23 protein-coding genes are annotated in these 24,814 nt (G+C 44.2%); 8 read left to right on the top strand and 15 right to left on the bottom strand.

Going from position 1 to position 24,814, the window contains the following annotated elements; translation table 11 throughout:
* Positions 1–91 precede the first annotated feature (91 nt).
* Positions 92–1,918, bottom strand: a complete 1,827-nt coding sequence (gene glmS, locus AC0VYI_RS03230) for a glutamine--fructose-6-phosphate transaminase (isomerizing) (RefSeq protein ID WP_475447299.1) — start codon at positions 1,916–1,918, stop codon at positions 92–94.
* A gap of 228 nt (positions 1,919–2,146) precedes the next feature.
* The gene (gene glmU / locus AC0VYI_RS03225) at positions 2,147–3,511 is read right to left on the bottom strand and encodes a bifunctional UDP-N-acetylglucosamine diphosphorylase/glucosamine-1-phosphate N-acetyltransferase GlmU (RefSeq protein ID WP_475447298.1); all 1,365 of its coding nucleotides are present in this window, start codon (positions 3,509–3,511) and stop codon (positions 2,147–2,149) included.
* 216 nt (positions 3,512–3,727) lie between these two features.
* Between glmU and galE the strand changes: the two genes are divergently transcribed.
* Complete coding sequence (gene galE / locus AC0VYI_RS03220; RefSeq protein WP_475447296.1) at positions 3,728–4,756, top strand: UDP-glucose 4-epimerase GalE; 1,029 nt, start codon at positions 3,728–3,730, stop codon at positions 4,754–4,756.
* A gap of 236 nt (positions 4,757–4,992) precedes the next feature.
* On the opposite strand, the gene AC0VYI_RS03215 is transcribed toward galE, so the two are convergent.
* Together AC0VYI_RS03215 and AC0VYI_RS03210 are read right to left on the bottom strand one after the other, a co-directional pair.
* The gene (locus AC0VYI_RS03215) at positions 4,993–6,336 is read right to left on the bottom strand and encodes an IS1182 family transposase (RefSeq protein ID WP_475447294.1); all 1,344 of its coding nucleotides are present in this window, start codon (positions 6,334–6,336) and stop codon (positions 4,993–4,995) included.
* Between the two features lie 78 nt (positions 6,337–6,414).
* Positions 6,415–7,317: a LysR family transcriptional regulator gene (locus AC0VYI_RS03210; protein ID WP_475447292.1), complete on the bottom strand. Its 903-nt coding sequence runs from the start codon at positions 7,315–7,317 to the stop codon at positions 6,415–6,417.
* A 186-nt stretch (positions 7,318–7,503) separates the two neighbouring features.
* Between AC0VYI_RS03210 and AC0VYI_RS03205 the strand changes: the two genes are divergently transcribed.
* Positions 7,504–8,097, top strand: a complete 594-nt coding sequence (locus tag AC0VYI_RS03205; protein ID WP_199477399.1) for an FMN-dependent NADH-azoreductase — start codon at positions 7,504–7,506, stop codon at positions 8,095–8,097.
* Positions 8,098–8,252: 155 nt separating this feature from the next.
* On the opposite strand, the gene AC0VYI_RS03200 is transcribed toward AC0VYI_RS03205, so the two are convergent.
* On the bottom strand, positions 8,253–10,427 hold the full coding sequence (locus tag AC0VYI_RS03200; RefSeq protein ID WP_475447291.1) for a Tex family protein: 2,175 nt from the start codon (positions 10,425–10,427) through the stop codon (positions 8,253–8,255).
* Between the two features lie 316 nt (positions 10,428–10,743).
* On the opposite strand from AC0VYI_RS03200, the gene AC0VYI_RS03195 reads away from it, so the two are divergent.
* Entirely contained in the window at positions 10,744–11,142 is a 399-nt protein-coding gene (locus AC0VYI_RS03195; protein WP_475447289.1) for an H-NS histone family protein, read from the top strand.
* A gap of 95 nt (positions 11,143–11,237) precedes the next feature.
* Here the strand turns inward: AC0VYI_RS03195 and trmB are convergent, their stop codons facing one another.
* The 5 genes from trmB to AC0VYI_RS03170 all read right to left on the bottom strand — a co-directional run bounded on the left by trmB (position 11,238) and on the right by AC0VYI_RS03170 (position 14,611).
* The gene (gene trmB / locus AC0VYI_RS03190) at positions 11,238–11,939 is read right to left on the bottom strand and encodes a tRNA (guanosine(46)-N7)-methyltransferase TrmB (protein ID WP_475447288.1); all 702 of its coding nucleotides are present in this window, start codon (positions 11,937–11,939) and stop codon (positions 11,238–11,240) included.
* Between the two features lie 138 nt (positions 11,940–12,077).
* Entirely contained in the window at positions 12,078–12,473 is a 396-nt protein-coding gene (locus tag AC0VYI_RS03185; RefSeq protein WP_475447286.1) for a DUF423 domain-containing protein, read from the bottom strand.
* Between the two features lie 3 nt (positions 12,474–12,476).
* The gene (locus AC0VYI_RS03180; RefSeq protein ID WP_475447285.1) at positions 12,477–13,463 is read right to left on the bottom strand and encodes a WD40 repeat domain-containing protein; all 987 of its coding nucleotides are present in this window, start codon (positions 13,461–13,463) and stop codon (positions 12,477–12,479) included.
* Positions 13,435–13,905 (bottom strand): sigma D regulator, encoded by a 471-nt coding sequence (rsd, locus tag AC0VYI_RS03175; protein WP_475447283.1) that lies wholly within the window; start codon positions 13,903–13,905, stop codon positions 13,435–13,437. The genes AC0VYI_RS03180 and rsd overlap by 29 nt, the downstream gene beginning before the upstream one ends.
* 214 nt (positions 13,906–14,119) lie before the next feature.
* On the bottom strand, positions 14,120–14,611 hold the full coding sequence (locus AC0VYI_RS03170; RefSeq protein WP_475447281.1) for a disulfide bond formation protein B: 492 nt from the start codon (positions 14,609–14,611) through the stop codon (positions 14,120–14,122).
* A gap of 162 nt (positions 14,612–14,773) precedes the next feature.
* Between AC0VYI_RS03170 and AC0VYI_RS03165 the strand changes: the two genes are divergently transcribed.
* Positions 14,774–15,199 carry a flagellar basal body-associated FliL family protein gene (locus AC0VYI_RS03165; RefSeq protein ID WP_475447279.1) on the top strand — a complete coding sequence of 142 codons (426 nt, stop codon included), beginning with the start codon at positions 14,774–14,776 and terminating at the stop codon, positions 15,197–15,199.
* An 82-nt stretch (positions 15,200–15,281) separates the two neighbouring features.
* Here the strand turns inward: AC0VYI_RS03165 and AC0VYI_RS03160 are convergent, their stop codons facing one another.
* The 3 genes from AC0VYI_RS03160 to AC0VYI_RS03150 all read right to left on the bottom strand — a co-directional run bounded on the left by AC0VYI_RS03160 (position 15,282) and on the right by AC0VYI_RS03150 (position 19,136).
* Positions 15,282–15,566: an oxidative damage protection protein gene (locus AC0VYI_RS03160; protein WP_199477407.1), complete on the bottom strand. Its 285-nt coding sequence runs from the start codon at positions 15,564–15,566 to the stop codon at positions 15,282–15,284.
* 100 nt (positions 15,567–15,666) lie between these two features.
* Complete coding sequence (gene mutY, locus AC0VYI_RS03155) at positions 15,667–16,740, bottom strand: A/G-specific adenine glycosylase (RefSeq protein WP_475447277.1); 1,074 nt, start codon at positions 16,738–16,740, stop codon at positions 15,667–15,669.
* A 95-nt stretch (positions 16,741–16,835) separates the two neighbouring features.
* Positions 16,836–19,136, bottom strand: a complete 2,301-nt coding sequence (locus AC0VYI_RS03150; protein ID WP_475447275.1) for an AsmA family protein — start codon at positions 19,134–19,136, stop codon at positions 16,836–16,838.
* A 284-nt stretch (positions 19,137–19,420) separates the two neighbouring features.
* On the opposite strand from AC0VYI_RS03150, the gene hisB reads away from it, so the two are divergent.
* From hisB to hisF, 3 genes are read left to right on the top strand one after another with little or no spacing between them, the layout of a single operon-like run.
* Positions 19,421–20,014 carry an imidazoleglycerol-phosphate dehydratase HisB gene (hisB, locus tag AC0VYI_RS03145; RefSeq protein ID WP_199477410.1) on the top strand — a complete coding sequence of 198 codons (594 nt, stop codon included), beginning with the start codon at positions 19,421–19,423 and terminating at the stop codon, positions 20,012–20,014.
* A gap of 9 nt (positions 20,015–20,023) precedes the next feature.
* Positions 20,024–20,716: an imidazole glycerol phosphate synthase subunit HisH gene (hisH, locus tag AC0VYI_RS03140; RefSeq protein WP_475447273.1), complete on the top strand. Its 693-nt coding sequence runs from the start codon at positions 20,024–20,026 to the stop codon at positions 20,714–20,716.
* Positions 20,717–20,753: 37 nt separating this feature from the next.
* A complete protein-coding gene (hisF, locus tag AC0VYI_RS03135; protein ID WP_475447271.1) occupies positions 20,754–21,530 on the top strand; it encodes an imidazole glycerol phosphate synthase subunit HisF in 777 nt (258 codons plus the stop codon).
* A 155-nt stretch (positions 21,531–21,685) separates the two neighbouring features.
* On the opposite strand, the gene AC0VYI_RS03130 is transcribed toward hisF, so the two are convergent.
* Complete coding sequence (locus AC0VYI_RS03130; RefSeq protein ID WP_475447269.1) at positions 21,686–22,222, bottom strand: hypothetical protein; 537 nt, start codon at positions 22,220–22,222, stop codon at positions 21,686–21,688.
* A 234-nt stretch (positions 22,223–22,456) separates the two neighbouring features.
* Here AC0VYI_RS03130 and gshA point away from each other — a divergent pair, with 234 nt between their 5' ends.
* Positions 22,457–24,046: a glutamate--cysteine ligase gene (gene gshA / locus AC0VYI_RS03125; protein WP_475447267.1), complete on the top strand. Its 1,590-nt coding sequence runs from the start codon at positions 22,457–22,459 to the stop codon at positions 24,044–24,046.
* A 120-nt stretch (positions 24,047–24,166) separates the two neighbouring features.
* Here gshA and yihA read toward each other — a convergent pair whose 3' ends face one another.
* Entirely contained in the window at positions 24,167–24,811 is a 645-nt protein-coding gene (gene yihA / locus AC0VYI_RS03120; protein ID WP_199477415.1) for a ribosome biogenesis GTP-binding protein YihA/YsxC, read from the bottom strand.
* Between the last annotated feature and the right edge of the window lie 3 nt (positions 24,812–24,814).

The raw sequence follows: 24,814 nt of genomic DNA, 5'->3' as shown, positions 1-24,814 counted from the left end.
AAAACATGAGAAAGAAGCATGCAAAGACTATGATTAAAAAACGTGTAAAAAACCAAACAGATGATTTTTTACCTGTTAGACATACAAAAACTCATTCGACAGTTACGGATTTTGCCAAGTTTCTTGGTTGATCTACATCTGTACCCTTTACAACTGCCACATGGTAAGACAATAGCTGCAGAGGGATAGTATGGACAATCGGTTCTAAAATACTTTCGACTTTAGGCACTTCCGTAAAGGTAATATTTTCTTCGTTATTAAGCTCGGTACCCTTGTCTGCAAAGACGTAAAGTTCGCCACCTCGGGCGGCTACCTCTTGAAGATTAGACTTTAGCTTATCCAACATATCGTTATTTGGCACCATAGCAATGATGGGCATATTCTCATCAACCAAAGCCAATGGACCATGCTTCAACTCTCCAGCAGGGTAAGCTTCTGCGTGGATATAAGAGATTTCCTTCAGTTTTAAAGCTCCCTCTAAAGCAATAGGAAACATGACACCACGACCAAGAAATAAAGCATTATGTTTATTAGCAAAGCGATCGGCAATCTTTTTGATATGGGCATCTTCTTGCAGCGCGGCGTTCACATAGCTAGGCAATGATCGCATAGCTTGCACTAAGGCTTTTTCTTTTTCTGCAGACAAACCATTTTCCACAGCTATTGCCACACTAGTAATCAACAATGCGGTTAATTGCGTGGTGAAGGCCTTGGTTGATGCCACCCCAATTTCAGCGCCAGCATTGGTGAGCAATGTGAGCGCCGATTCACGCACCAACGTACTGGAAGGCACATTACAAATTGCTAGAGTTGTCAAATAACCAAGTGTTTTTGCCATGCGTAATGCCGCCAATGTATCGGCCGTTTCACCGGACTGAGACAAGGTTAAAAACAGCGTATTTTTAGGCACCGCCACTTTGCGATAGCGATACTCACTGGCGACTTCGACACTGCAAGGCACGCCCGCCAAATCCTCAAGCCAATATTTGGCAACCAATCCAGCATGATAACTGGTGCCGCAAGCGACGATATGAACATTTTCTACTTCTTTCAAAAAGCCAGAGTCGGCACCAAAACAACTAGTTAGAACTTTTGACTCGCTAATTCGCCCCTCCAAACAAGCCGCAATCACTTTGGGCTGCTCATAGATCTCTTTCATCATATAATGACGAAATTCCCCTTTATCGGAGGCATCAACATTGTGATTAAAGACACTGATGGGGCGATCTTGCACTGCACCACTTTGATCATAAATGGTCACCCCATCGCGTGCCACCTCAACCACATCCCCTTCTTCTAGAAATATAAACTGGTCGGTCACATGCAATAACGCCAACTGATCAGATGCCACAAAATTTTCTTCGATTCCTACACCGACAACTAATGGACTGCCTTTGCGAGCAGCAATAAAACGCTCTTCGTCTTTACTGCTTACCACCGCAATGGCAAACGCTCCTTCCAGCTTTGTTAGTGCTTTTTGTACTGCTTTTAATAGGTCCCACTCCGTTTTTAAGGCATCGTCAATAAGATGAACAATGACTTCTGTATCCGTTTCAGACTTAAACAGATAGCCTTTGGCTTTTAGGTCACGACGCAGTGGCTCGTGGTTTTCAATTATACCGTTATGCACTAAAGCTAGATGATCTCCCGAGAAGTGTGGATGGGCATTCGCCTCTGTGGGCTTACCATGGGTTGCCCAACGTGTATGAGCAATGCCCAATTTACCATCCAGCGGCTCAACATCGAACTTATCCTTGAGGGCTTGTACTTTGCCTACAGCTCGGTGTGCAAACACACCATTACCATTGTTAATAGCGATACCTGAGGAGTCATAGCCACGGTATTCTAGTCGACTTAACCCTTCGATTAAAATTTTTGATACATTACGGCGAGCAATCGCGCCAACAATTCCACACATGGGTGAATCCTTTTTTACTATTTATTAAGCACATTCGAAAGTGCTAAAAAACACAAGAGAGATAAATACATCCAACCATTAGAAATAGTCGGGCCATTCATTTCTAACCCCCTCCCAACCTCCCCCTTACCAAGGGGGAGGAGCCTTTTACCGAGGCATCTCAAGTTCCCTCCCTTTATTTAAGGGGAGGGGGTTTCGTTTTGTCATGCAAATGCACCACGGGGAGTATTAGTTTTTTTTAACAGGACGAATCCAATTGTCTTTTTGTGTTTGCCGGCTTCTGGCTAACACTAGTTGATTAGCTTCAACATCGCGTGTGACCGTTGAGCCTGCCGCCACGGTGGCTCCTTCACCTATGCTTACGGGCGCTACTAATGAGGAATTGGAACCGATAAAGACATTATCAGCTACTTGGGTCAAATGTTTATGTATGCCATCATAATTACAGGTGATGGTTCCTGCTCCCACATTAACCCCAGCCCCCATGCGCGTATCACCGATATAACTTAAATGGTTAACCTTGCTTCCCTCACCAATGATGGCTTTTTTGGTTTCGACAAAGTTACCAATTTTAGCTTTTTCGGCAAGCTGAGTACCGGGGCGCAGTCGCGCAAAAGGACCAATATCACATTGTTTGCCAATAACACTGTCTTCAATCAACGTATGGCTTTTTAGAATGGTGCCATCACCAATTTGACAATCTTTTAGATGGCAGTTAGCACCAATCTCTACGTTATCGCCCAAGACAACACTGCCTTCGAAAATACAGTTGATGTCGATAATCACATCCTGCCCCGTGCTAAGTTCGCCACGAATATCAATTCGCGCTGGATCTAACAAAGTGACACCATTTTCCATCAACACTCTTGCGTGATGCTGTTGCCATTCTCGTTCGAGGGCCGCTAGCTGAATTCTATCATTGACACCAGAAACCTCTGCTTCGTTTTCGGGGTGAACAGTAACAATCTCTACACCATCTTGCGCGGCCATGGCAATAATATCAGTTAGATAATACTCTCCTTGGGCATTATTGTTGGTCAGTGCTGCCAGCCATTTTTGTAGATGATTATTAGGCGCTAATAAGATCCCCGTATTCACTTCATTGATTAGCAATTCTTTAGCTGAAGCGTCTTTTTGTTCGACAATGGCAACCACTTGCTCTTGTTCATTACGGACAATTCGACCATAGCCCGTTGGATTTTTAAGTTTTATCGTGAGTAAAACCAATGTATTAGGAGAAGACAGCGCTGTCATGGCTTTAAGTGTACTAGCCTTTATTAAGGGCACATCACCGTATAAGGTCAAAGTCGATCCGTCGACCTGCAAATGAGGCGCTACTCGACGCAAGGCATCACCCGTGCCTTGCGGATTATCTTGCCAAACAATATTGGCCGAAAATTTTTGACATTCAGCAGAAACTTTTTCTCCTTCATGCCCAACAATAAGATGCAATTTAGCCCCTGTTAGCTCTTTGGCTGTATTCAAAACATGCTGAACCATAGGAGTGCCAGCTATTTTATGCAGTACTTTTGGTAGGTTAGACTTCATTCGGCTGCCTTTACCAGCAGCTAAAATAGCAATATCAAGCGTCATGTGCGTCCTTATTTATTAGCATCTTCTACGGATAGATGAACGAATTGTGACTATTAGACAGTGACTCTCTTTTTTGCTCAAGTTGAATTGTCATTTTTTTTATGACAATCATTAAAAATAGCACATTATTAACATAGCCATTACTACTTAGATCAGTAGCCTTACTATGACTCTTTCTGTAAAATTTCCTCCATATGGAGAAAACAAGGGTTTAATGTGAAAACAATCTTAGTGACAGGTGGTACAGGCTTTATTGGAAGCCATACTTGTGTTGAGTTATTAAAGCAAGGTTACGATGTCATTGTCGTCGACAACCTTTGTAATTCTAGTCCACTCGTTTTGGAGCGGATCGAACAAATCACTAGCAAGAAAGTCACTTTTTATAAACTAGACTTGTTAGATAAGCCAAACTTAGAAAACGTTTTTCAAAAACATCCTATCGATGCGGTTATCCATTTTGCGGGATTAAAAGCCGTTGGAGAGTCAACTCAGATCCCCATTCTCTACTATCATAACAACTTAACCAACACTCTGAATTTATTAGATATCATGCAACAGCTTGGTGTTTATAACTTGGTCTTTAGCTCCTCAGCAACAGTATATGGCGATACCAATAAACCGCCTTATACTGAAAACTCTCCACTATCTTCGACCAATCCATACGGTCAGACTAAAGTGATGATTGAACAAATTCTACAAGATACGTTTAAATCTAATTCAAATTGGAATATATCTCTACTTAGGTACTTTAATCCTGTTGGCGCCCACCCAAGCGGGCTAATGGGTGAAGATCCAAACGGCATTCCCAATAATTTAATGCCATTTATATCTCAAACGGCCTTAGGACTGAGAAAGCAACTTAGTATTTTTGGGGGAGACTACCCGACCCATGATGGCACAGGGGTGCGTGACTATATTCATGTGGTTGATCTGGCTAAAGGACACCTAAAAGCACTTCAGAAACTGTCAGAGCAAGAACAAAACAACTGCAAATCCATTGAAGCCTATAACCTAGGGACTGGAGTAGGATTCAGTGTTTTAGACATCTTAACAACCTTTGAAGAAGTTTCATCGAGAAAAATTCCTTATCAAATCACAGAACGCCGCGCTGGGGACCTCGCTGAGGCATATGCGAACACGGACAAAGCATACGCACAACTAAACTGGAAAGCAGAGCTAACCTTAGAAGATATGTGCCGTGACGCATGGAACTGGCAAAGCAAAAATCCAAATGGTTATCAGTAAGAAGTCAACAAAGTAAAGTAAATGCTCTGTGTACACCTAGATGCCACCTAAAATAGGTGGCATTCAGGTTACTGATAAACCCCAGTTTTTTGCTGGGGTTTTATTTTTCTGAGTCTTTTGCTCACATTCCTTCCTAAGTGACTCAAGATATCTCATTAGTTACTTAGAGCTCTTTGAGGCCTTTTATTAAGGCTCTGACTATCGATTTCGTCATTTTTTTGAACAAATAAAAGCCTCTAGCTAAGCGTTAAGGCTATCTTTTTCATATTTTGGGCGGCTGCCGTTAATAGACATTGAGAAGCTACTTTATCTGTTCCTCGAAATCGTGCATATCGATAGCCATGCAGCTCTTTTGCGTCGGCAAAACTTCGTTCCACGGTTTCCTTTCGTCTGGCATAAATGACTTTGCCTAATGGGGTTAGCCGATGGGCATTGATGCGTTCTTTGCTATCTTCCCAAACATGACGCGTAATGGTTTTGACCGATTTTTTGTTTGTGGTGCAGCGGTGCTTTTCTGGGCAGTTCGCGCAGATCAGGCTATCTGAGTCGTAGTGACGGTAACCTTCTCGAGAAGTGGTTTTGTAAATGAGTTTTTCACCTTGCGGACAGAAGTAGACATCTTGTTCCCTGTCGTACTTGTATTCGCGTTTATAGAAGAAGCCTTTCTTGTGATTAGGACGACGATAGCCCATCACGGCATAGATATGTCGTTCTTCTAACCCATGACAAACTGCCGAGGTAAAGTACCCCGCATCGACTCCGACCGATGTGATGAAAAGCTTAAAGCGTTCTTTGATTCGGTCCAATCGCTCTAAATAAGGGACAGCATCGTGGACATTGCCTGCGGTGACGTGTACGTCAGTAATAATGTTGCAACGTGCATCAACCGTTCGGTGATCTAAGTAGAAGAACCCTTTGGGCTTAGTATCTCGTACCATATAGCCACTCTCTGGATCCGTCGTACTCTGCTTGATTTCACGACTCTCCACCTTGTTTTTTTCAGGTGGTAAAGGCTTTTTTCCATGAACGAGTCGATCCTCCTCAACGGCCTTATCGAGCTCATCCATATACGCCTGTCGGGACTGTTCAACCACTACTTTTTCAAAATGCTTTTTGTTCGCATTGGCTTTAAGGTGTGTGGAGTCCGTATAAAAGGTGTTTCCGCCAACTAACTTGTGTTTTATAGCCTGGAGTACGATCTCATCAAAGATCTTTTGATAGATATCGGATTCCTTAAAACGACGTGTGCGGTTTGCACTCAAAGTGGAAGCATCGGGAATTTTGTCAGTCAGGCCTAAACCTAAGAACCAACGATAAGCGACATTAACTTGAACCTCTCTAATCAACTGACGTTCACTACGAATACCAAAAAGGTAGCCAATAAATAGCAACTTAAACATGAGAGTAGGATCGAGAGCGGGACGACCGTTATCCGCGCAATAAAAATCCTTCACAAGATCATGTAGAAAGGAAAAATCAATAATTCGATCAATCTTGCGAAGCAAGTGATCACTGGGGACGAGCTCGTCGATGGAAACAAACTCTAAAGTAGACTGGGTTTGAGGGCGTTCTTTAAGCATGCCGTTATTATAAAAAATCCCCGCCGAATGGCGAGGACTTTATCAGCAGTCTGGATGCCACCTAAAATAGGTGGCATTTTATTTTACACTCGGACAACGATTACATTCCTTTTGAAGAAGTTCAACAAACAACCTCGCTGCGGGGCCGGTGCGCTCTCCTTTACCAAAAATAGCATACACATAAAAGGTACGTTCGCTCCCTGAAACAAGATTTAATCGTTTCAGCTTGCCGCTTTGTAACGCATCGCTAATATCCGCTTTTGGCAACCAAGCAAAGCCAACGCCACTTGAGACAATTTCCAATGCGGATTGCACGCTGGAAACCGTCCAGCGACGGTCGGTTCCAAGCCAGCCAGCATCTACCGAACTTTCTACTGCGGAATCACGAATAACCAGTTGCAGCTCTTGACTGAGTCGCTCATTATTAATAGGAAGTGTTTCTTGATTCAAGGGATGGTCCGCTGCCACAACGGCCACCGACTCTACTTCCACAATGGGATCAGCAAGGTAGCCTTTGGGCACAATACTACTTAGCACTAGGTCTGGATGCCCCTGTTTAAGCGCCTCTATACCACCACTTAACACCACCTCTTTCAATTGCACCAGAGTCCCTTGACTTTGTGGCTCGAACGCTCGCAATGCTCTTAATAATGCGGGGGTCGGAAAGACTTGATCGACAACCACTTCTAATTCTGGTTCCCAGCCTTGTCCTAAAGTTTTCGCTAACTCCTCCAAATCCACCGCTTCTTGGATTAAATGTCGCGATCGTCGTAATAAGACCTCTCCCCGCTCGGTTAATTTTGCTTTACGCCCTTCGATAATGAGTAAAGGGTAACCAAGTTGTTCCTGAAGACGGGCCACCGTATAACTCACTGATGATTGGCTTTTGTGCAAGGCTTCAGCCGCTTGCGCAAACCCGCCTTTATCGACAACCGCTTGCAAAACACGCCATTGCTCTAATGTCACTCTTGGGGCTTTCAATATTGCTTTTTCCTTCTTACTGGCCAGACACATTATTAGACAAATAACGTGATTAATATATCGTATTTTTCGATCACTATCCGCTAAATAATGCGCTTTCTTATCGAATAAACTGTCTTTATTATAGCCTCATTAATAAACTCACGGGACAGAATGATCCCATTAATGATAATTGGAGAGTAAATAATGCCGACTTTATTACGTATTGACTCTAGTGCTTCTGGTGACAACTCAAAATCTCGCCAACTGGCCAACGAATTTGTTGAAAAGTGGTTAGCGAAAAACCCCGAAGGAAAAGTTGTATCTCGCGATGTGACTGCCAACCCTTTACCACATTTTACGGGTGAAACACTTGGCGCTCTTTTCACGCCAGAAGCAGATCGCACTCCAGAACAAAAAGCCATTGTTGCCATTGGTGACGAGTTAATTGAAGAGTTAGAAGCCGCTGATATCGTGATCGTTTCTGCACCAATGTATAACTTCGGCATTCCATCGACTTTGAAAGCTTATTTTGACTACATTGCACGCGCTGGTCGCACTTTTAAATACACTGAAACCGGCCCGGTTGGGCTTGTTAACAAAGACGCTTATGTTTTTGCAGCAAGCGGCAGCTTCTTAGCAGATACACCTGCCGACCATCAAGTTCCTCATATCCAAACCTTCTTAGGTTTTATCGGCTTGAACGTGAAAAACACCTTTGTTGCCGGCGGTCAAGCACTTGGCGAGCCAGGTGAAGAAGCCTTTAGCAAAGCTAAAGCCCATATTGCTGAAGCGGTATAATTGCAACGCTATCGTTTAGCATTCTCCTACGAAACAAAGCCAAAGCCCATAATGCGTATTCCTATTAAACAGGGTACACATTATAGGCTTTTTCATTTCCATTAGACTATCTAATCTACCCATTAGATCAACTAGCATCTAAGAAGATTAATAGCTTATACTCCTTGAGCCTTTAAGCTGATCCGTTTTCTCGGCACATCCACCTCTAAGACCACAACCTTAATGATATCTCCCACTCGAACCACCTCCCTTGGGTCTTTGACAAAACGATCCGCTAGTTGCGATATATGCACCAATCCATCTTGATGCACGCCAACATCCACAAAGGCTCCAAACGCCGCCACGTTGGTCACAACCCCCTCAAGCGCCATCCCCACATGTAAGTCATTCATGCTCTGAACACTATGATCAAAGGCCGCATAGCGAAACTCAGGCCGAGGATCTCGGCCAGGCTTTGACAGTTCATCCAGAATATCTGTAAAGGTATAACTTCCCACTTGAGTCGCAAAGTCTGGTTCGCTTTTGAGCTGATTTAGCAATGCGCTATTTCTCATTAACTCGCTGGCTTTCACCCCAAGTCGAGTAGCCATTTGCTTCACCACACAATACGACTCTGGATGCACTGCGGATGCGTCCAATGGCTCTTTGCCATTCAACACTCTGATAAATCCTGCGCATTGCTCAAAACACTTCTCACCAATTCCTTTGATGCTTAACAACTCATGACGGGATTCAATACGACCCTTTTGGGCACGATAGTCAACGATATTTTGCGCCAATCGGGCACTTAAACCAGAGACATAAGACAGTAAGGAGGCTGAGGCCAGGTTCACGTCGACCCCCACTTTATTAACACAATCCTCTACCACTGCGCTCAGCGACTTCACTAGCTGGCTGGACTTTACATCATGTTGATACTGACCCACTCCTATCGCCTGAGGCTCAATCTTAACCAATTCTGCCAAAGGGTCCTGAAAACGTCGAGCGATGGAGATGGCCCCTCGGATCGTCACATCTAAATCCGGGAACTCGGCTATTGCCACTTCAGACGCAGAGTAAACCGACGCACCCGCTTCACTCACAACCACTGTTTTACAGTCTAGTTTTTCTGATCTAATTAAATCAGTACAAAAAGCCTCCGTTTCTCTAGATGCGGTTCCATTACCAATCGCCAACCAATTCACCTGATATCTTTTCAGCAACGACCGTAATGTCTCTCTCGCTGCCTGCGCTTGCTTATCTGATGAAAAAGGGTAAATCACAGCCGATGCTTTTACCTGAGCTAACTCATCAATGACCGCCAGTTTCACACCATTACGAAAACCTGGGTCCACCCCTAATACACGACACGCTCCCGCCGGTGCTGACATTAATAAATCCTTGAGGTTATCGGCAAATACCTTTATTGCCCCTGATTCAGCACGCTCCTTTAATTCAGACAAGACATCTGCCTCTAGCTTTGAGAATAACCTGCTTTGCCAAGCAAGCGATAAATAGTCATGCTGACGCTTTGTTAAAGGAGAAGAAGAGGACACGGATGTAGAAAAGAGATTATTTAATGCCGGAATGTTCAGCCATGAAGGAACCTCTTTTTCTAACCCTGCTTCTGAATATCGAATCCCCAATTTTAACATCGACTCCTTTTTACCACGAAAAAGCGCTAATAAACGATGGGGTGGTACTTTCTTAATCGGCTCCTGATAATCAAAATAATCTTTATATTTATCTCCTATTTCTTGTTTCCCCCGAATAACCTTACTGACTAGCTCCCCTTTCGCCAATAGCACAGTCCGGCCTTTTTTTAACAGATCGCTATTCATAGACAGCGTCTCCATGATGATCTCTTGAGCGCCTTTTAGCGCGTCCTCAAGAGACATAGATACATCATGGTTAGACTTAAGCCATATTGCAACGAGTCCCCGCTCATCGTCTCCAGACTGAGCCCACAATCGTTCTGCCAAAGGCCCTAAGCCCAGCCCTCTCGCCAAGTCTGCACTTGTTTTACGAGTTTTTTTAAACGGTGCATAGAGATCTTCTAACTCTGTTTTCGTTTCAGCCCGTTTTATTTTATCTGCCACTTCTAGTGGATAAGGTGTAATAGATTTCAAACTTTCCAGAATACTATGCTGGCGCTTATATAGCTCAACAAGATATAACCAACGATCATGAAAGCGTCGTAGATTCACATCGCTCATTCCTCCCGTCATATCCTTACGATAGCGAGCAATAAAAGGAACACTGACGCCCTCTTCGAATAAACAAATAATACTTTCACTCATTTTATTTGTTAAAGAAAACTCATTACTCAAGGTATTTGCTATCTGCCTCATTTTTTACCCCGTTTTTTACACTTTTCAATCATTAGACTCTTTTATTTGTGTCGCATCTTTGGATTTTTTTTATTAGAATCGGCAAACAAACTTGAAATAGTTAAAATATGAGTCAAACTATAGAACAATCCATTGGATCATTTTACAGTAACTGAGTCATCTGCGGATATTGTTTATTCGCATGTCAGCTGGCAAAAAGACAACCAAACGTCCTTTGTCAGTATCATTTCGACACTTATTGAGTCTAAGGATGAATCTCTTTTTCGGTGTAGAACACAAAACAATCCGTTCTTAACAGATATATTAGGGGATACCTATGAGTTTATTACTTGAATTAGCTGGCAATAAAGCCAAAGCACGTGCCGCAGCGAAAGAGCTAACGGTTGCTCAACTTGAAAACCTTATTGCTGGTTTCACAAATGCATTAGAAAAAGTCAAAGAGGAAGAGCAGGCTCGCCAAGCAGAAGAAGCAGAGAAAGCAGCTCGCGCTGAAGAAATTGCTGCACTGATTGCAAAAAGCGGTCTAACCATGGAAGAGGTAGCCCTATTGAGTTCACCAAAATCCAGCGCCAACAAAGGCAAAACCGTTGAGCCAAAATACCGTATTACTATTGATGGTAAAACACATGAATGGACTGGCCGAGGCCGCACACCAAAAGTATTCCAAGAATACTTTGATGCAGGCAATAGCCGTGAGAGTGTTGAAATCAAATAATTTCACCACTTTAGAGAAACAGATAATAAAAAAGCGGCTTGAGCCGCTTTTTTATTAAGTTGCGTAATAGAGCCACAACAAGCAAATAATACGAACTATAGAGTAATTTTTTTATAAATCAAATCCCACACACCGTGACCTAGCTTTTCACCACGCTGTTCAAATTTAGTCAATGGACGTGATTCTGGTCGCGGATAATATTGCCCCTTACCAGCGGCATTTTCATAGATGGTCTGCGCTTCCATAACCTCCATCATATGCTCAGCATAGGGCTGCCAGTCTGTTGCCATATGAAAATAGCCATCTGCTTTTAAAACATTTGCCACTTGTTGTGCAAATAAAGGCTGAACAATGCGACGTTTGTTATGTTTCTTTTTATGCCAAGGATCGGGAAAAAATAATTGAAAACCGCTGGCAGCCTTTTCAGGTAGACAATTCGCCATCACCTCGATGGCATCATCACAGTAAACCCGTAAATTCGTAATACCCGCTTCTTTTGCCAGCATCATCAGTTTTGCCACACCGGGGGGATGCACTTCAATACCGATAAAATCTTTCTCAGGGGCATTTTTCGCCATTTCGGCGAGAGAGGCGCCCATTCCAAAACCGACTTCAATGATCACATCGGACTGACGACCAAACACTTCTTGATAATCAATTCGGCCACTCTCTAATTCTAGGCCGTAAAATGCCCAATTAGCATCGTAGTTTTTCTGTTGGCCTTCGGTCATCCGACCACCTCGCACGACAAAACTGCGAATGGTGCGTTTCTTAATAGGCTCCTGCTTGTCTATCATAGTGTCTTGCATTATCTCTTATCTATTAAATGAATGGCATCAAGTGAATGGTCGTTCATCGATTCACTAATATAATGGTCGGCTATACTACCTAAAAGACTATTTTTTGTCCCCTACCTAAATGACTATTCTCAGTAATCAATTGACCTTAAACTGACCTTGCCATAAGTTTTTTGCTAAAAGAAACCAAGCAAGCAAATATAAGACACCACCAATAGGTGTAATCGCTCCTAACCAAAGTACACCGGTGAGGGTCATCACATACAGGCTACCCGCAAAAAATACATTACCGATGAGAAAGCATACGATGATTTTTCTAGCGGAAGGAATATAGGAAAACAAAGCGGCAACAATAAGGGACGCCAGCGCATGATACATTAAATATTGGCTCCCCGTATGCCACCAGGATAAGGTTCTTTCATTTACCATTTTAGTCAGGGCATGAGCTCCAAATGCCCCAGCGGCAACAGACAAAAAACCTTGTGTAGCCGCAAAACAGGCTAATTTAGCCGGAAAAGAAGAAACTTGAGACATGAATTATTCCAATACATTTAGAAAACCATTGCTGCCAATGGCAAAGTAACGGCTACCATTTGAAAAAGACAGGGCAAGCACTCTGGCCCCAGTAGGCTGCAAGGTATCTCTTAGGTGAAGATCCCACTCTTTAAGCACTTGCCCCGTCGGTATTTCAACTAGAGACACTCGACTGTCAACACCACCAATTAAAAGCTGTTGATCGTTTCTAGAAAATACCGCACTACTAATGGTTCTTTTACGTGCTTTCAAAGATCCTGTATAGACAGTGGTGACAACTTTACCCGTTTGTGTTGACCACACTTTGGCGGTTCCTAGCTGGGCAGAACCGAAGGCGTATTTACCGTCATCAGATAAGGCAACTGTCGCAATTTGATTACTCAACGTCCACTCAAATTTCTTTTTGCCTGTCCGAACATCCCATAAGGTAACGTGGTATTTATCATCCCCGGTGAGAGCCAGACGTCCATCAGGTGACACATCTACGGCTCGAACTATGGCTCCAGTACGAAATGTCTGTTTTATGCCACCATTTTTCACATCAAAATAACGTGCCGTTTGATCATCCAAACCAACAAGAGCGAAATCGCCATTATCTGTCAATTTTAACGATTGAATATTACCCGGGGTGTCCCAAAAACCGACGGAGTGACCATCGGAAGTACGCCACAATACCAAAGTCCGAGCAGATCCTGTCGCAGCGAATTCCCCCGTCGGATCAATGTCTGCGCTAATAATGGACGTATATTCGCCTTTCGCATGATTCCAATTATAACGTCTATCGTTAAGGGCTGTTCGCCAATAGCTCCCACCATGTTCAATTGAGCCAACCACTGCGGCGCTACCATCTTCACTCAGCGCGGCAGAGTAAAGCCCTTGAATAGCAAACTCTTCAACTCTTATTGGCGCTTTTTCGGAGCAAGCTGACAACATAAAAGCGCTGACGATAAACAGAGAAAGATTACGCGCTTTTTTCGCTGTGGGCCTCATGAAGCTCCTCAATTAATCTATCTTCTAACTGAAAACGTTCTGCCATCACCACTGCAAGGGTTTTCATAGAACATGGAAGCGCTTCCAATTGTGCACTGACGTGTTTTTGAGTGTCATACTTATCATTAAACTCAAGTGCTACTTCTGTGATTTCATCGATTTCAGGCATCAATTCATTAAGCAGCTTCAAAGCTGAGTCGTCTTTAAACTCTTGAGCCTCCAGAGCCAGCTGCTCATACACATTAAAGTGCCCCACAGATACATAATCCACCAGCAGTTCACATAGGTGTTGAATTTTCGGCGTATCCATTTGGGTATATTCTTCAAGATCTCGCAACTCTACCCAAGTCTCGATTAAATGCTGTCTCTGCTTTAGCCAACGATCAATAATGTCATGGACACCACCCCAGCGCTCTTGTGCCGTTTTACATCTCTCTAACATAGAATATCTCCATCTACACGACGATAGTAAAAACACGCCTTGCTTAATTATAAATTCCGAACGTTCATACTCAGTTAAATAAGAGCATATTCCGAAGCGATACCCCCTGCAAGAGCGGGACAAAGGGTAATTTGTAACGTTTCAATGGGGCTAGGTGAGTAAGTGAAAACACCATTACCAAGCAACTAACCCCAAATTGCCCAATCATCTATATTTAACGCCTTGTTTTTCCTGAACGAAAAGCAATCCAGACATTAACGACGGCCATTAAAACAAACATGACCAAGGTCCAACCGGGAATACTAATACCAAGGAAGGTCCATACCACTTCGCCACAATCGCCAGTTCCCATAATCATTGCTCGCGCGACGCTTTGCCATGGAAACGCACTGATCATATAACTTAACCCTGGCATGCAAGCGGGTAAATCATCCACCGGAAGATGTTGCAAATATAAGTGACGAATGGAGAGTGCTGCCCCCATTATTGATAAAACCACCACAGTGATAGAAAACCACTGTCGACGTCTCTCATTCGCCGTTAACGCTGAAAAAATCGATACTAGACCAATAAAGAAGAAAACAATGCGCTGCAACATACATAACGGGCATGGCTCAAGCCCCATTTGATATTCCATATAAAAAGCCACACCTAATAAAGCAAATGCCGCCAAACCAACCATGCCATGGAAGCGACGAGACGACATTCTCTTAATCATAGACAAGAGCATAGAGATTCCTTATATTCCATAGAGTTACATTGAGCAGAAATGGACATAAACAAACGAGAAAAGTTCCAAATTACTACTGACATACACATTTAATCGCAGTTAGTATACTGTCTATTGCAATAAATACGAGACATCACTATGTTCAGAACGGCTCCCTTAGTCCTTATTCGCCTTTTCACTCTGCCCATTTTTTTATTCAGCCTGCTGACGGTAACGGCCCATGCTGAGGACGCCCCAGGAAAAACGCCCCCTGTTTACATCGAAATCAGACCAGAATTTGTCGTTAACTTTGAAAGCGATACAGCAAGACTTAGATACATCAAAACCAGTATTACACTGCAAACGGATGCGGCAGATAAAGCGTTAATTGAGGAGAATATGCCGCTGGTCAAAGATGCTCTTGTGATGTTTTTAAGCTCGAGAACTAGCGACCAAGTGACTGGCGCACAGGAAAGAGAAAAAACGCGTATTGAAGCGACTCAGGACTTAAATAAAGTTCTGAAAGAAGAGACCGGAAAAGAGCCAGTAAAAAGCGTGCTATTTGGCAGTTTTTTAACGCAGTAGAGACTTAAGTTAACAGCAGGGAAGACGCCAGCGGTCAGCAATCAAACCATTTAAGCAGGCTTTCCCTGCGTTAACCAAGAACTTATAGCTCTTTAATATCGTCGGGGCTTACATACCCTGCGACTTTATCAACGGGCTCATTGTTAAAAAATTTGTCCATCTGCTCCATAATGTATTTACGAGCATCAGGCTTCATTAAGTTTAACTGCTTTTCATTGATCATCATGGTTTGCAGTACTTGCCAGTCTTGCCATGCTTGTTTCGATACTGTTGACAGAATCTCTTGGCCTCGAGCCCCAGGTAGTGGCGCACGATCCAGCGCCTCCATCTCTTTTTGGTATTTTTTGCAGAATACGGTATTTGACATGATTTGCTCGCTGTCCAGTGGGTTCAATCTATGTGGTCTATGACGACCATTTAATCTATATCAACCATTAATGGTGTTGTGGGCATAGAATTCAAGCGTTTCACGGGAGGCTATTGCATTCAATAGAGACAACCTCATTTAATAACGAACGTACTGGTGCAGGTAAGCCCAAGGTCATCACATCATCGAGAGCAAACCACTGATACTTCCCCTCTTCCATCACGGCGTTTAGCTCACCAATGCGAACATAACTTGGTTCGATATCCAAGTGATAATGACTAAAGGTGTGCCGAAAAGCCGTCAGGGAAGAGACATCATGAATCTGGGTTTGAAAACGCTGTTCAACATGCATGACCACACTTTCGTCGCAGGCCAGCTCAGGCAAACTCCACAACCCGCCCCAAATCCCTGTCTGGGGACGTTTTTCCAGCAATACTTGATTGTCGTCATTCGATATCACTAAGAACTGCAAACGCTTTTCTGGCTTAAGTGCTTTTTTGGGCTTACGAACCGGAAACTGTGTAGGATCCTGGGTTTGGCGGGCTAGACAATCGGTTTCAAGTGGGCACAACAAACACTGAGGCTTAGAGCGGGTACACAAGGTTGCACCGAGATCCATCATAGCTTGAGTATAATCACCACAGCGTTCGCTCGGCATATAATGCTCCGCCAATTCCCACATGGCTTCTTCCGTTTTCCTCTCACCCGGCCATATTGGAACCGCATGAAACCGTGCCAGCACGCGCTTCACATTACCATCTAAAATGGCGGCCTGCACACCACGAGAAATCGATAAAATCGCCGAGGCAGTAGAGCGCCCTATACCAGGTAATTCACAGACCCCTTCAACAGAATCAGGGAACTGCGAATCCCACTCGTCCACTAAGATCTTAGCGGCCTTATGCATATTTCTTGCGCGGGCGTAATAGCCCAAACCACTCCAATGGGCCAGCACCTCTTCCTGATCCGCCTTAGCCAGCGCTTCAACCGTTGGAAAAGCCGCCATAAACTTCTGATAATAAGGAATGACTGTGGTCACTTGCGTTTGTTGCAACATGATCTCAGAAATCCAAACACGATAGGGGGTTTTGTTCTCTTGCCAAGGTAGGTTTTTACGCCCGTGTTTATCAAACCACGCTAGTACACGAGGCGCAAAATTTTCAACTGGTTGCATTACTGTCTCACGATTGTCTTGTTCTGTGACATACACTGAACAGCGTATGGGGAAAAGGTCACTAAAGTGCCCCCTGCCCCATCAACTTATTCACATTAAAATAAACTCTTTAGTTTATCTTTTAGCTTATCTCTAAGCTTTTCCTCTTCTTCCTGACGTTTTGCTTTAAGTTTCTCTTTCAACTTTTCTTTCTCAGCTGCCACTTTATCCTTTAATTCTTGTTTCGCTAAATCCGCAAATAAAGCCCCAAACTTCTTCAAATCAGGGCGACATAAACTAGCAGGATCATCCGAAAACTGCCCCTTACACACAATAGGAAATGCCAGTTTAGTGATTTTGTCATTCACTCGACAGGCATGATCAAGATGGCTACCACTGAGCGCTACATTGGCTTGATAATCCAATGATTGCTTCGGTAAAGAAATAATACCGTCTCCTGTTACCTGAATCCCTGCTGATGTTAGGACTAAGCCCGGCGTTGAAATTTGCCCATTAACAATATGTGCTGGAAAAGTCATGTTTTCGAAGGGTGTATCGTCCCCAAAGTCTTTGTCATTAATAGACTCTTTGCGAACGGCGGCAATGCCTTTACACACGGTTCGAGTGAGGTTCATCCCCACCAGCGCACCTTTTTTAATATGAACCAATAAATCTCCCTGTAAAGAGGACATCAAATCCCCTAGGCGATTACCTTGGGCGGACAATTCCCCTTCTACGAACGTGGCGCCGCGCAATTTATCCATCTTCATATAATCATGCAATAACGGCTGAATTTGCACACCGGACACTTTTGGTACCAGCGTCATTTTAGGTGTATTACCGCGTACATCAAGAGTGGCTTTCACTTCTGCTTGTCCTTGATATAAATGAATTAGAGCCGGTGATACCCGTACAACACCGTTCCCCACCGTTGCGTCCAGTGCAACCTTATCGAGCTGCATTTTTTTGAAGATGACATGCTTCAAGGAAACGCCTAAATGCCCTTCTAATGAACGAATCAACGCCACTGGAATCAGCTCTTTGCTAGACGCGGCGACATCGGTTTGAGGCGCTTGGTTCTTCGTTGACGTTGTCGAACTATTTGCCACCTCATTATTAGCTACCATTGATGACTGAGTAGAGTTTTTTGCAGCGGCTTGCTCAGAAGGTACCGTTTCAGGAGGTAAGTAGCGGTCTAAATCCAACCCTTCCCCTGCGATGTTAATATCCCAACGCAATGGTGATAAATCCACGCCCGCACTGGCGTTAATCTTACTGCCATCCAAGAGCAAAGACATCGGCTGAATTAGGAGGGTGTCTTTGTCTCCATGTAAGGTAATAGCCACTTGAGCCTTGGTCAAAGCACTGCTATCGGCCATATTTGGCAGCGTTATATTGAGTTTTTTCATCACCTCTCGGGGATTAAAGGGGGCAATAGCAAGCTTGCCATTAAATTCGGGATCACTTAACACTTGAAAAGCCTGTACGCTTGCCGTCGCCGTCATTCCTAGCGTTTTCAATTCCAAACCTTGCGCCGATAAGGTTTCTTGGGGCACATCCATGTCTACTTGAGAAGCTTGCAAGCTGGCCTTGAATGGACTCGTCGGCAGCCTATCTCCTGACGCGGTGGTTGAAAGGTCAACATTATTTAAAGAAAATGCTTCACGCTCAGGAAAAACCGTCAAGTCAGCATCCAGTTTTACCTCAGCATTAATGGGGTGCTTTCCTTGCAAGTCGCTTTGCTTGATCATCAGGTTCATCGCCAATGGCCACGCCTTATTCCACTGAACATCGCTCAATTCCACATTCATGACGGCGTTTACTTTTTGCTTATTCACTGCATTGGTGTAAGTGATATCGGCATTTTTTATGATCAGTTTGTCTAAATGCAGGTTTGGCAAAGCGCGTTTGAACGGATCACTTGCTGAAGTCGCATAATCAGCTTGATTACTGGAACTTGCTTGGCCAGATTGAGGGACATTAGAATTGGTAGACGGGGCCTTATTTTGTCCTTTTACCTTCCCCTCAACCACATTGCGCTGCCAATTAGCATGGCCTTGTTTATCCACTGATAGATTGGCTTTTAAATTCACCAACTCTACTGTATCCACGTCAATGTTGCGTTTTAACAGGGGCAATACCGCTAGTCCGAATTCAGCTCGATCAAACTGTAAAATCTCAGGATCTTTCCCCAACGCCACACCAATATGGCTTAATGAGAGTCCAAAATGGGGGAAAAAAGACCAATGAATGTCGCCATCCATGCGCAAACGCACGTCGGCTTTTTCCAACGCTACCTTTTGAATCTCTTTCTTAAAGTCATTGGGATTCACAAAGATCATGACATAGGCCACCAGAGCGACCATCAACACCAAGAGAACACCGACTAAGATCGCTAACCTTTTTACCCACACCATGCCACACTCCTTAAATCCTCTTCGACTGCAACTTATTAAGTTAACTGTCATAAATAAGCTAAGCCAATCTAATGCTCGCCATCATAACACTCGATAAGACACTTTATCTCCTTCAATAGCTCCTTTATCAAATTCCCCGATAAGCCCTTTATCAACTTAATAGCAACAAGTCATCAAAAAGGGTAAAGCAAGGGATAGATGCCAACGACGCCAGACTCTATAATACAAGCCTAATTTTTATAACATGATGTCAAATCATAGCAACTCACTGTGGAGAAGCTTCAATGTCCGATCGGATCGCCAGTGTCGAGCGTAATACGCTCGAAACACAAATCAAAGTGTCTATTAATCTAGACGGTACCGGAAAATTCAACTGTGAAACAGGCGTCCCTTTTCTTGACCATATGTTGGATCAAGTTGCCCGTCACGGTCTGATTGACCTAGATATTCATGCTGTTGGTGACTTACACATTGACGCCCACCATACAGTGGAAGATCTTGGTATTACCATGGGACAAGCCTTTGATAAAGCCATTGGCGACAAAAAAGGTATCAAACGCTATGGCCATGCTTACGTCCCCTTGGATGAAGCTTTATCTCGCGTAGTTATCGACTTTTCGGGACGTCCCGGCTTGGAAATGCATGTGCCTTTTACCCGCGCTTCCGTTGGCGGCTTTGATGTGGATCTTTTTTCCGAGTTTTTCCATGGCTTTGTTAATCACGCAAAAGTGACGCTACACCTAGACAATCTTCGCGGCAAAAACACTCACCACCAAGCGGAAACTCTTTTTAAAGCCTTTGGACGCGCCCTACGCATGGCATTAGAAGTGGACGAACGAATGGCAGACCAAATGCCGTCGACAAAGGGCTGTTTGTAGGAAGCTTTTATGACGAATGTAAAGAGCGATAGAAAAAATGTTGTAAAAAAATCCGTTGTCGCGGTCATTGATTATGGCATGGGAAACTTACACTCAGTCGCCAAAGCCCTTGAGCATGTGGCGGATGAACACACCGAAGTTGTCGTAACCAGCGACCCTCAAATCATTGATTCTGCGGATCGTGTCCTCTTGCCAGGTGTTGGGGCGATTCGTGACTGCATTGGGGAAATGCATCGCACAGGCCTTGTTCCAAGCATCCGAAAAGCCATGGCGGAGAAACCTTTTCTAGCCATTTGTGTGGGCATTCAATCTCTCATGTCTCACAGTGAAGAAAATGACGGCGTAGCGTGTCTTGATCATTTTAAGGGCAATGCACTGTTTTTTGGCAGCCAACATAAAGACCATGATGGCAGCAAACTAAAAGTGCCCCATATGGGTTGGAACCAAGTTAAGCAAACAATCAAGCATCCTTTATGGGAAAACATTCCTGACCAAGCCCGTTTTTACTTCGTGCATAGCTTCTACGTAGTGCCTAAAAATAAAGACGAAATAGCAGGCACCTGCGATTATGGTTTAGAGTTTTGTGTCGCCTTAGCCCGCGATAATGTATTTGCCGTCCAGTTCCACCCAGAAAAAAGCCATAAAGACGGTTTGCAACTATATAAAAACTTCCTTAACTGGGATGGCAAACCATCACTTTGATTGAAAGGTACTGTGACTTAAAGATTAGGAGCCAACTATGGGCTTAGCAAAACGAATTATTCCCTGTCTTGATGTAGACAATGGCCGTGTTGTAAAGGGTGTTCAGTTCCTGGATATTCGCGATGCAGGCGACCCAGTAGAAGTCGCCAAACGTTATAATGAACAAGGCGCAGACGAAATTACGTTTTTGGACATCACCGCCAGCTCCGATGACCGCGAAACCACGGTTCATATGGTCGAAGCTATTGCCAGCCAAGTGTTTATCCCACTTACCGTTGGCGGCGGCATCCGTACCTGCGAAGACATTCGCCGCATGTTAAACGCTGGCGCAGACAAAGTCGGCATCAATACAGCCGCTGTCTTTAATCCAGAATTTGTCCGTGAAGCGGCACAGCGTTTTGGCTCTCAATGCATTGTAGTTGCCATTGACACGAAGAAAGTTAGCGACAAAGGGGAACCCGATAAGTGGGAGATCTTTACTCACGGCGGTCGCAAGCCAACCGGGTTGGATGCGGTTGAGTGGGCGAAAAAAATGGTCGCATACGGCGCAGGCGAAATACTGCTAACCAGTATGGATCGCGACGGCACTAAAAACGGTTTCGACTTAGGCTTAACGCGAGCAATCAGTGAAGCGGTGCATGTGCCCGTCATCGCTTCTGGTGGCGTTGGCAATCTGGATCATCTTGTCGATGGAGTGATTGAAGGCAAAGCGGATGCCGTACTGGCTGCTAGCATCTTTCACTTCGCTGAATACAGCATTCAAGAAGCGAAAGAACGTATGATGGCGGCAGGAATAGAAATGCGCATGTCTTAACCAACGTATATGATCCATTTCCAAGCATGACCTTAGGAAAGTTCGAATTCATACCTTCCTAAGCAATACATGAAATAAAAAGGGCATCCTCTACTTTAATCAGGCTGCCCTTTTTATTATCTAATCTTTTTTACCATCTTCTCTAGAAATTGAGTCTAGTGTAGAGAGTAACTTTGGGGTGCCAAGGTACTTGAGTGAGCAACTTGTTTATCCTCCTTGGGAGGCACAGCAAACTCAAACAACACAGACCGATGATGACCATCATCTTGCGTCATCGTGACCTCTAACTGCCAAGTGATGGTATTGTTATCCGACACTGGTAACAATATGTTAGCTCGCCATTGGTTTTGAACAGGTCGCTGGGTCAATTCCATGGAGCTGACCCCCATATAATGATCCTTGCCTTGCAGTGTAAGCTGAATCGAATCCACATTATTCGCCAAGGCTTTAGGCAACTTAAAGGACACCTGCATGGGTTTATTAGCATGAATACCATTATCAAACACCAAGGTAGCGGATTTATCGACGCCATTGAGCGGAGCAGTACAGGTTTTCATGTTTTGGCTGCACTGAACCACGGCCATATAAGACTGCTGTGGCAGGATACGATCCAGCCCCCAGGTTAAGGCGAGCACAATAAGAAGTAACAACGTCCCCCAATAAAGAACCTGCTTCAACCTTACTGTATTCATGGTGTTTTGCTTAGCGATATTTAATCTCAACATGGGACTAAGTTTACAGCGCTCACGTCAGAACCTCTAGCATAAGAGTGAGGAGTGATTCTGCAATTTTAGAGTAGAAAAAGCGCGTCACTTGCCGTCAATGTGCAGTGCCGAGTACAATCCTTAAAAAACCAGACACTAGGGAAGGTCCCTAGCTCTGTCAACAATAGACACGGCTTGCCGAATGATTAAAAGGAAGACTGCTTGACCACCCTAAACAATGCCCTTAATGCGCTGGCGAAACACTGCCAGCAGGCAGACTCTTCAGCTCTGACATTTCATCGCGGAGTCGAAAGAGAAGCCCTCCGTGTTGACCGTTCATCGGGGCGAATTTCTCATAATCCACATCCTGTGGCGTTAGGCTCAGCCCTGACTCACGCTTCCATTACGACCGATTATTCTGAAGCGTTAATGGAGTTTATTACGCAAGTTCATCCGAGTGTCGAGGGCGTCATTAGCGAACTAGAAGACATTCATCACATTGTTAACTACGAGCTCAACAAACATAACGAGTGCCTTTGGCCTGCCAGCATGCCCTGTTATTTAGACGGCAATGAGGATGTTCCCATCGCCTATTTTGGCGAGTCCAATACGGGCAAACTCAAACGCATTTATCGAGAAGGGCTATCTAATCGCTATGGTCGCATCATGCAATGCATCGCCGGTATGCATTACAACTTCTCCTTTGATAAGGCGTTTTGGCGTTTCTTGGAACACTACAAAGGCAAAGCAGACTTAACACCAGAACAACGGCAGAACTTTCAGTCTGAACAATATTTCACCCTTATCCGTAATTTCCGACGTAACTCTTGGATTCTTTCTTGGTTATTTGGCGCTTCATCGGCTATCGATACCAGTTTCTTACCAAGTAAACCCAACACCCTGTCCCCATTAGATCAACACACTTGGGTGGGTCCTAAGGCGACTTCCCTTCGTATGAGCGATCTGGGCTACCAAAACAAAGCACAGGCTGATCTATATGTGTGTTATAACGAAGTCAGCGCTTACATTAGCACCATCAAAACAGCCCTAAAAACCCCCTACAAGCGTTACGAAGAAATCGGCGTGAAAGTAGCGGGAGCATATAAGCAGCTCAATAGTAACTTGCTACAGATCGAAAACGAATACTACAGCGACATTCGTCCTAAACGGGTGACACAACCAGGTGAACACCCTAGCGCTGCACTACAGGCCAGAGGAGTTGAGTACATTGAGGTCCGCATTATGGACATTGATCCCAGCTCTAGCATCGGTATGCGGGCATCAACCTTGTATTTCCTTGATGTCTTTTTGCTGTACTGCATGCTGAACAACGACGAGCAGCTCAACGCTGAAGAATGCCATGCCCTTCGTCTTGCTCAGCAAGATATTGCCGTGCATGGGAGAGATGCCGAGCACCTGTTTGATTTCGGACAAGGCCCCGTCTTGCTAAAAGAAAAAATCCGTGCACTGTTGGAAGAGCTTCGCCATGTTGCGACTTTCTTGGCCGAGAACACAGGTAATAATGCCTATACGTCTGCCATTGAAGTACAGCTCAATAAGCTCAACAACCCATCGATCTTACCCTCTCAAAAACTGATTCAACAATGTGAAGAGCATAAGGGATACCAGTCTGCCATGCTCTCATTGGCGAACCAACAGCAATCAAGCTGGTTAAAGCCCCCCATTAGCCATGAGTTATCGCAACGCTTCGCTAAGCAAGCCTCGGATTCTTTAATGGAACAAAAACAGATTGAAGAGAGTGACGAAGTCGATTTTGATACATTTCTTACTGCGTATTTGCAACAGCAGTAGACATTGTTAAGCACGAAAAAACGCCTCTTGGGGCGTTTTTTCGTGCTGATTCTTCTGCAATAAAGCCTCTTTCTCAAGGCCAATAGCAGTAAGAAACCAGCGGCGAATTAAAGCATCCTGTTACGCATTTGGAGAAATTGGAATATCGTCCAGATTATCAAATACCAGCCAATCTGCTAGTTTTATCCGTAGCTCATCAACGCCATCCCCACTTAACGCCGAGAAGGTTTGTGCACTGCCATCAACACCACGCTCTTTTAGGGTTTTGGCAACTTGCAATTTCGCCGATTTCGCAGGACCTCGCTTAAGCTTGTCAGACTTAGTGAGCAGCACATGCACTCGCATATTATTTGCCTTCGCCCAATTTAACATCATCTCATCAAATTCTTTTAGAGGATGGCGAATATCCATTACTAGGATGACCCCTGCCAGAGAACGACGGTTCATCAAGTAATCTTGCATGTGCGCTTGCCAGACTTTTTTCATTTCAATTGGCACTTTCGCAAAACCATAACCTGGCAAATCAATCAATCGGCGATCTTCTAGGTTTAGACCAAAACAGTTAATCAACTGAGTTCGACCAGGAGTTTTTGATGTACGAGCCAGTTTTTTTTGATTCGTCAGCGTATTCAAAGCAGTGGACTTTCCCGCATTAGAGCGGCCAGCAAACGCGACTTCGATCCCTTGATCTAGTGGGCATTGTGAAAGTTTCTCGGCGCTCTTAATAAAATGAGCAGATTGGAAAATAGAGTCAAAAGGGGTCATAGG

It is taken from the genome of Marinomonas sp. 63XJN7_9_ISO-PGPR-S23-217, from assembly GCF_056173515.1.
This window is presented reverse-complemented; position numbering and strand designations above follow the sequence as displayed.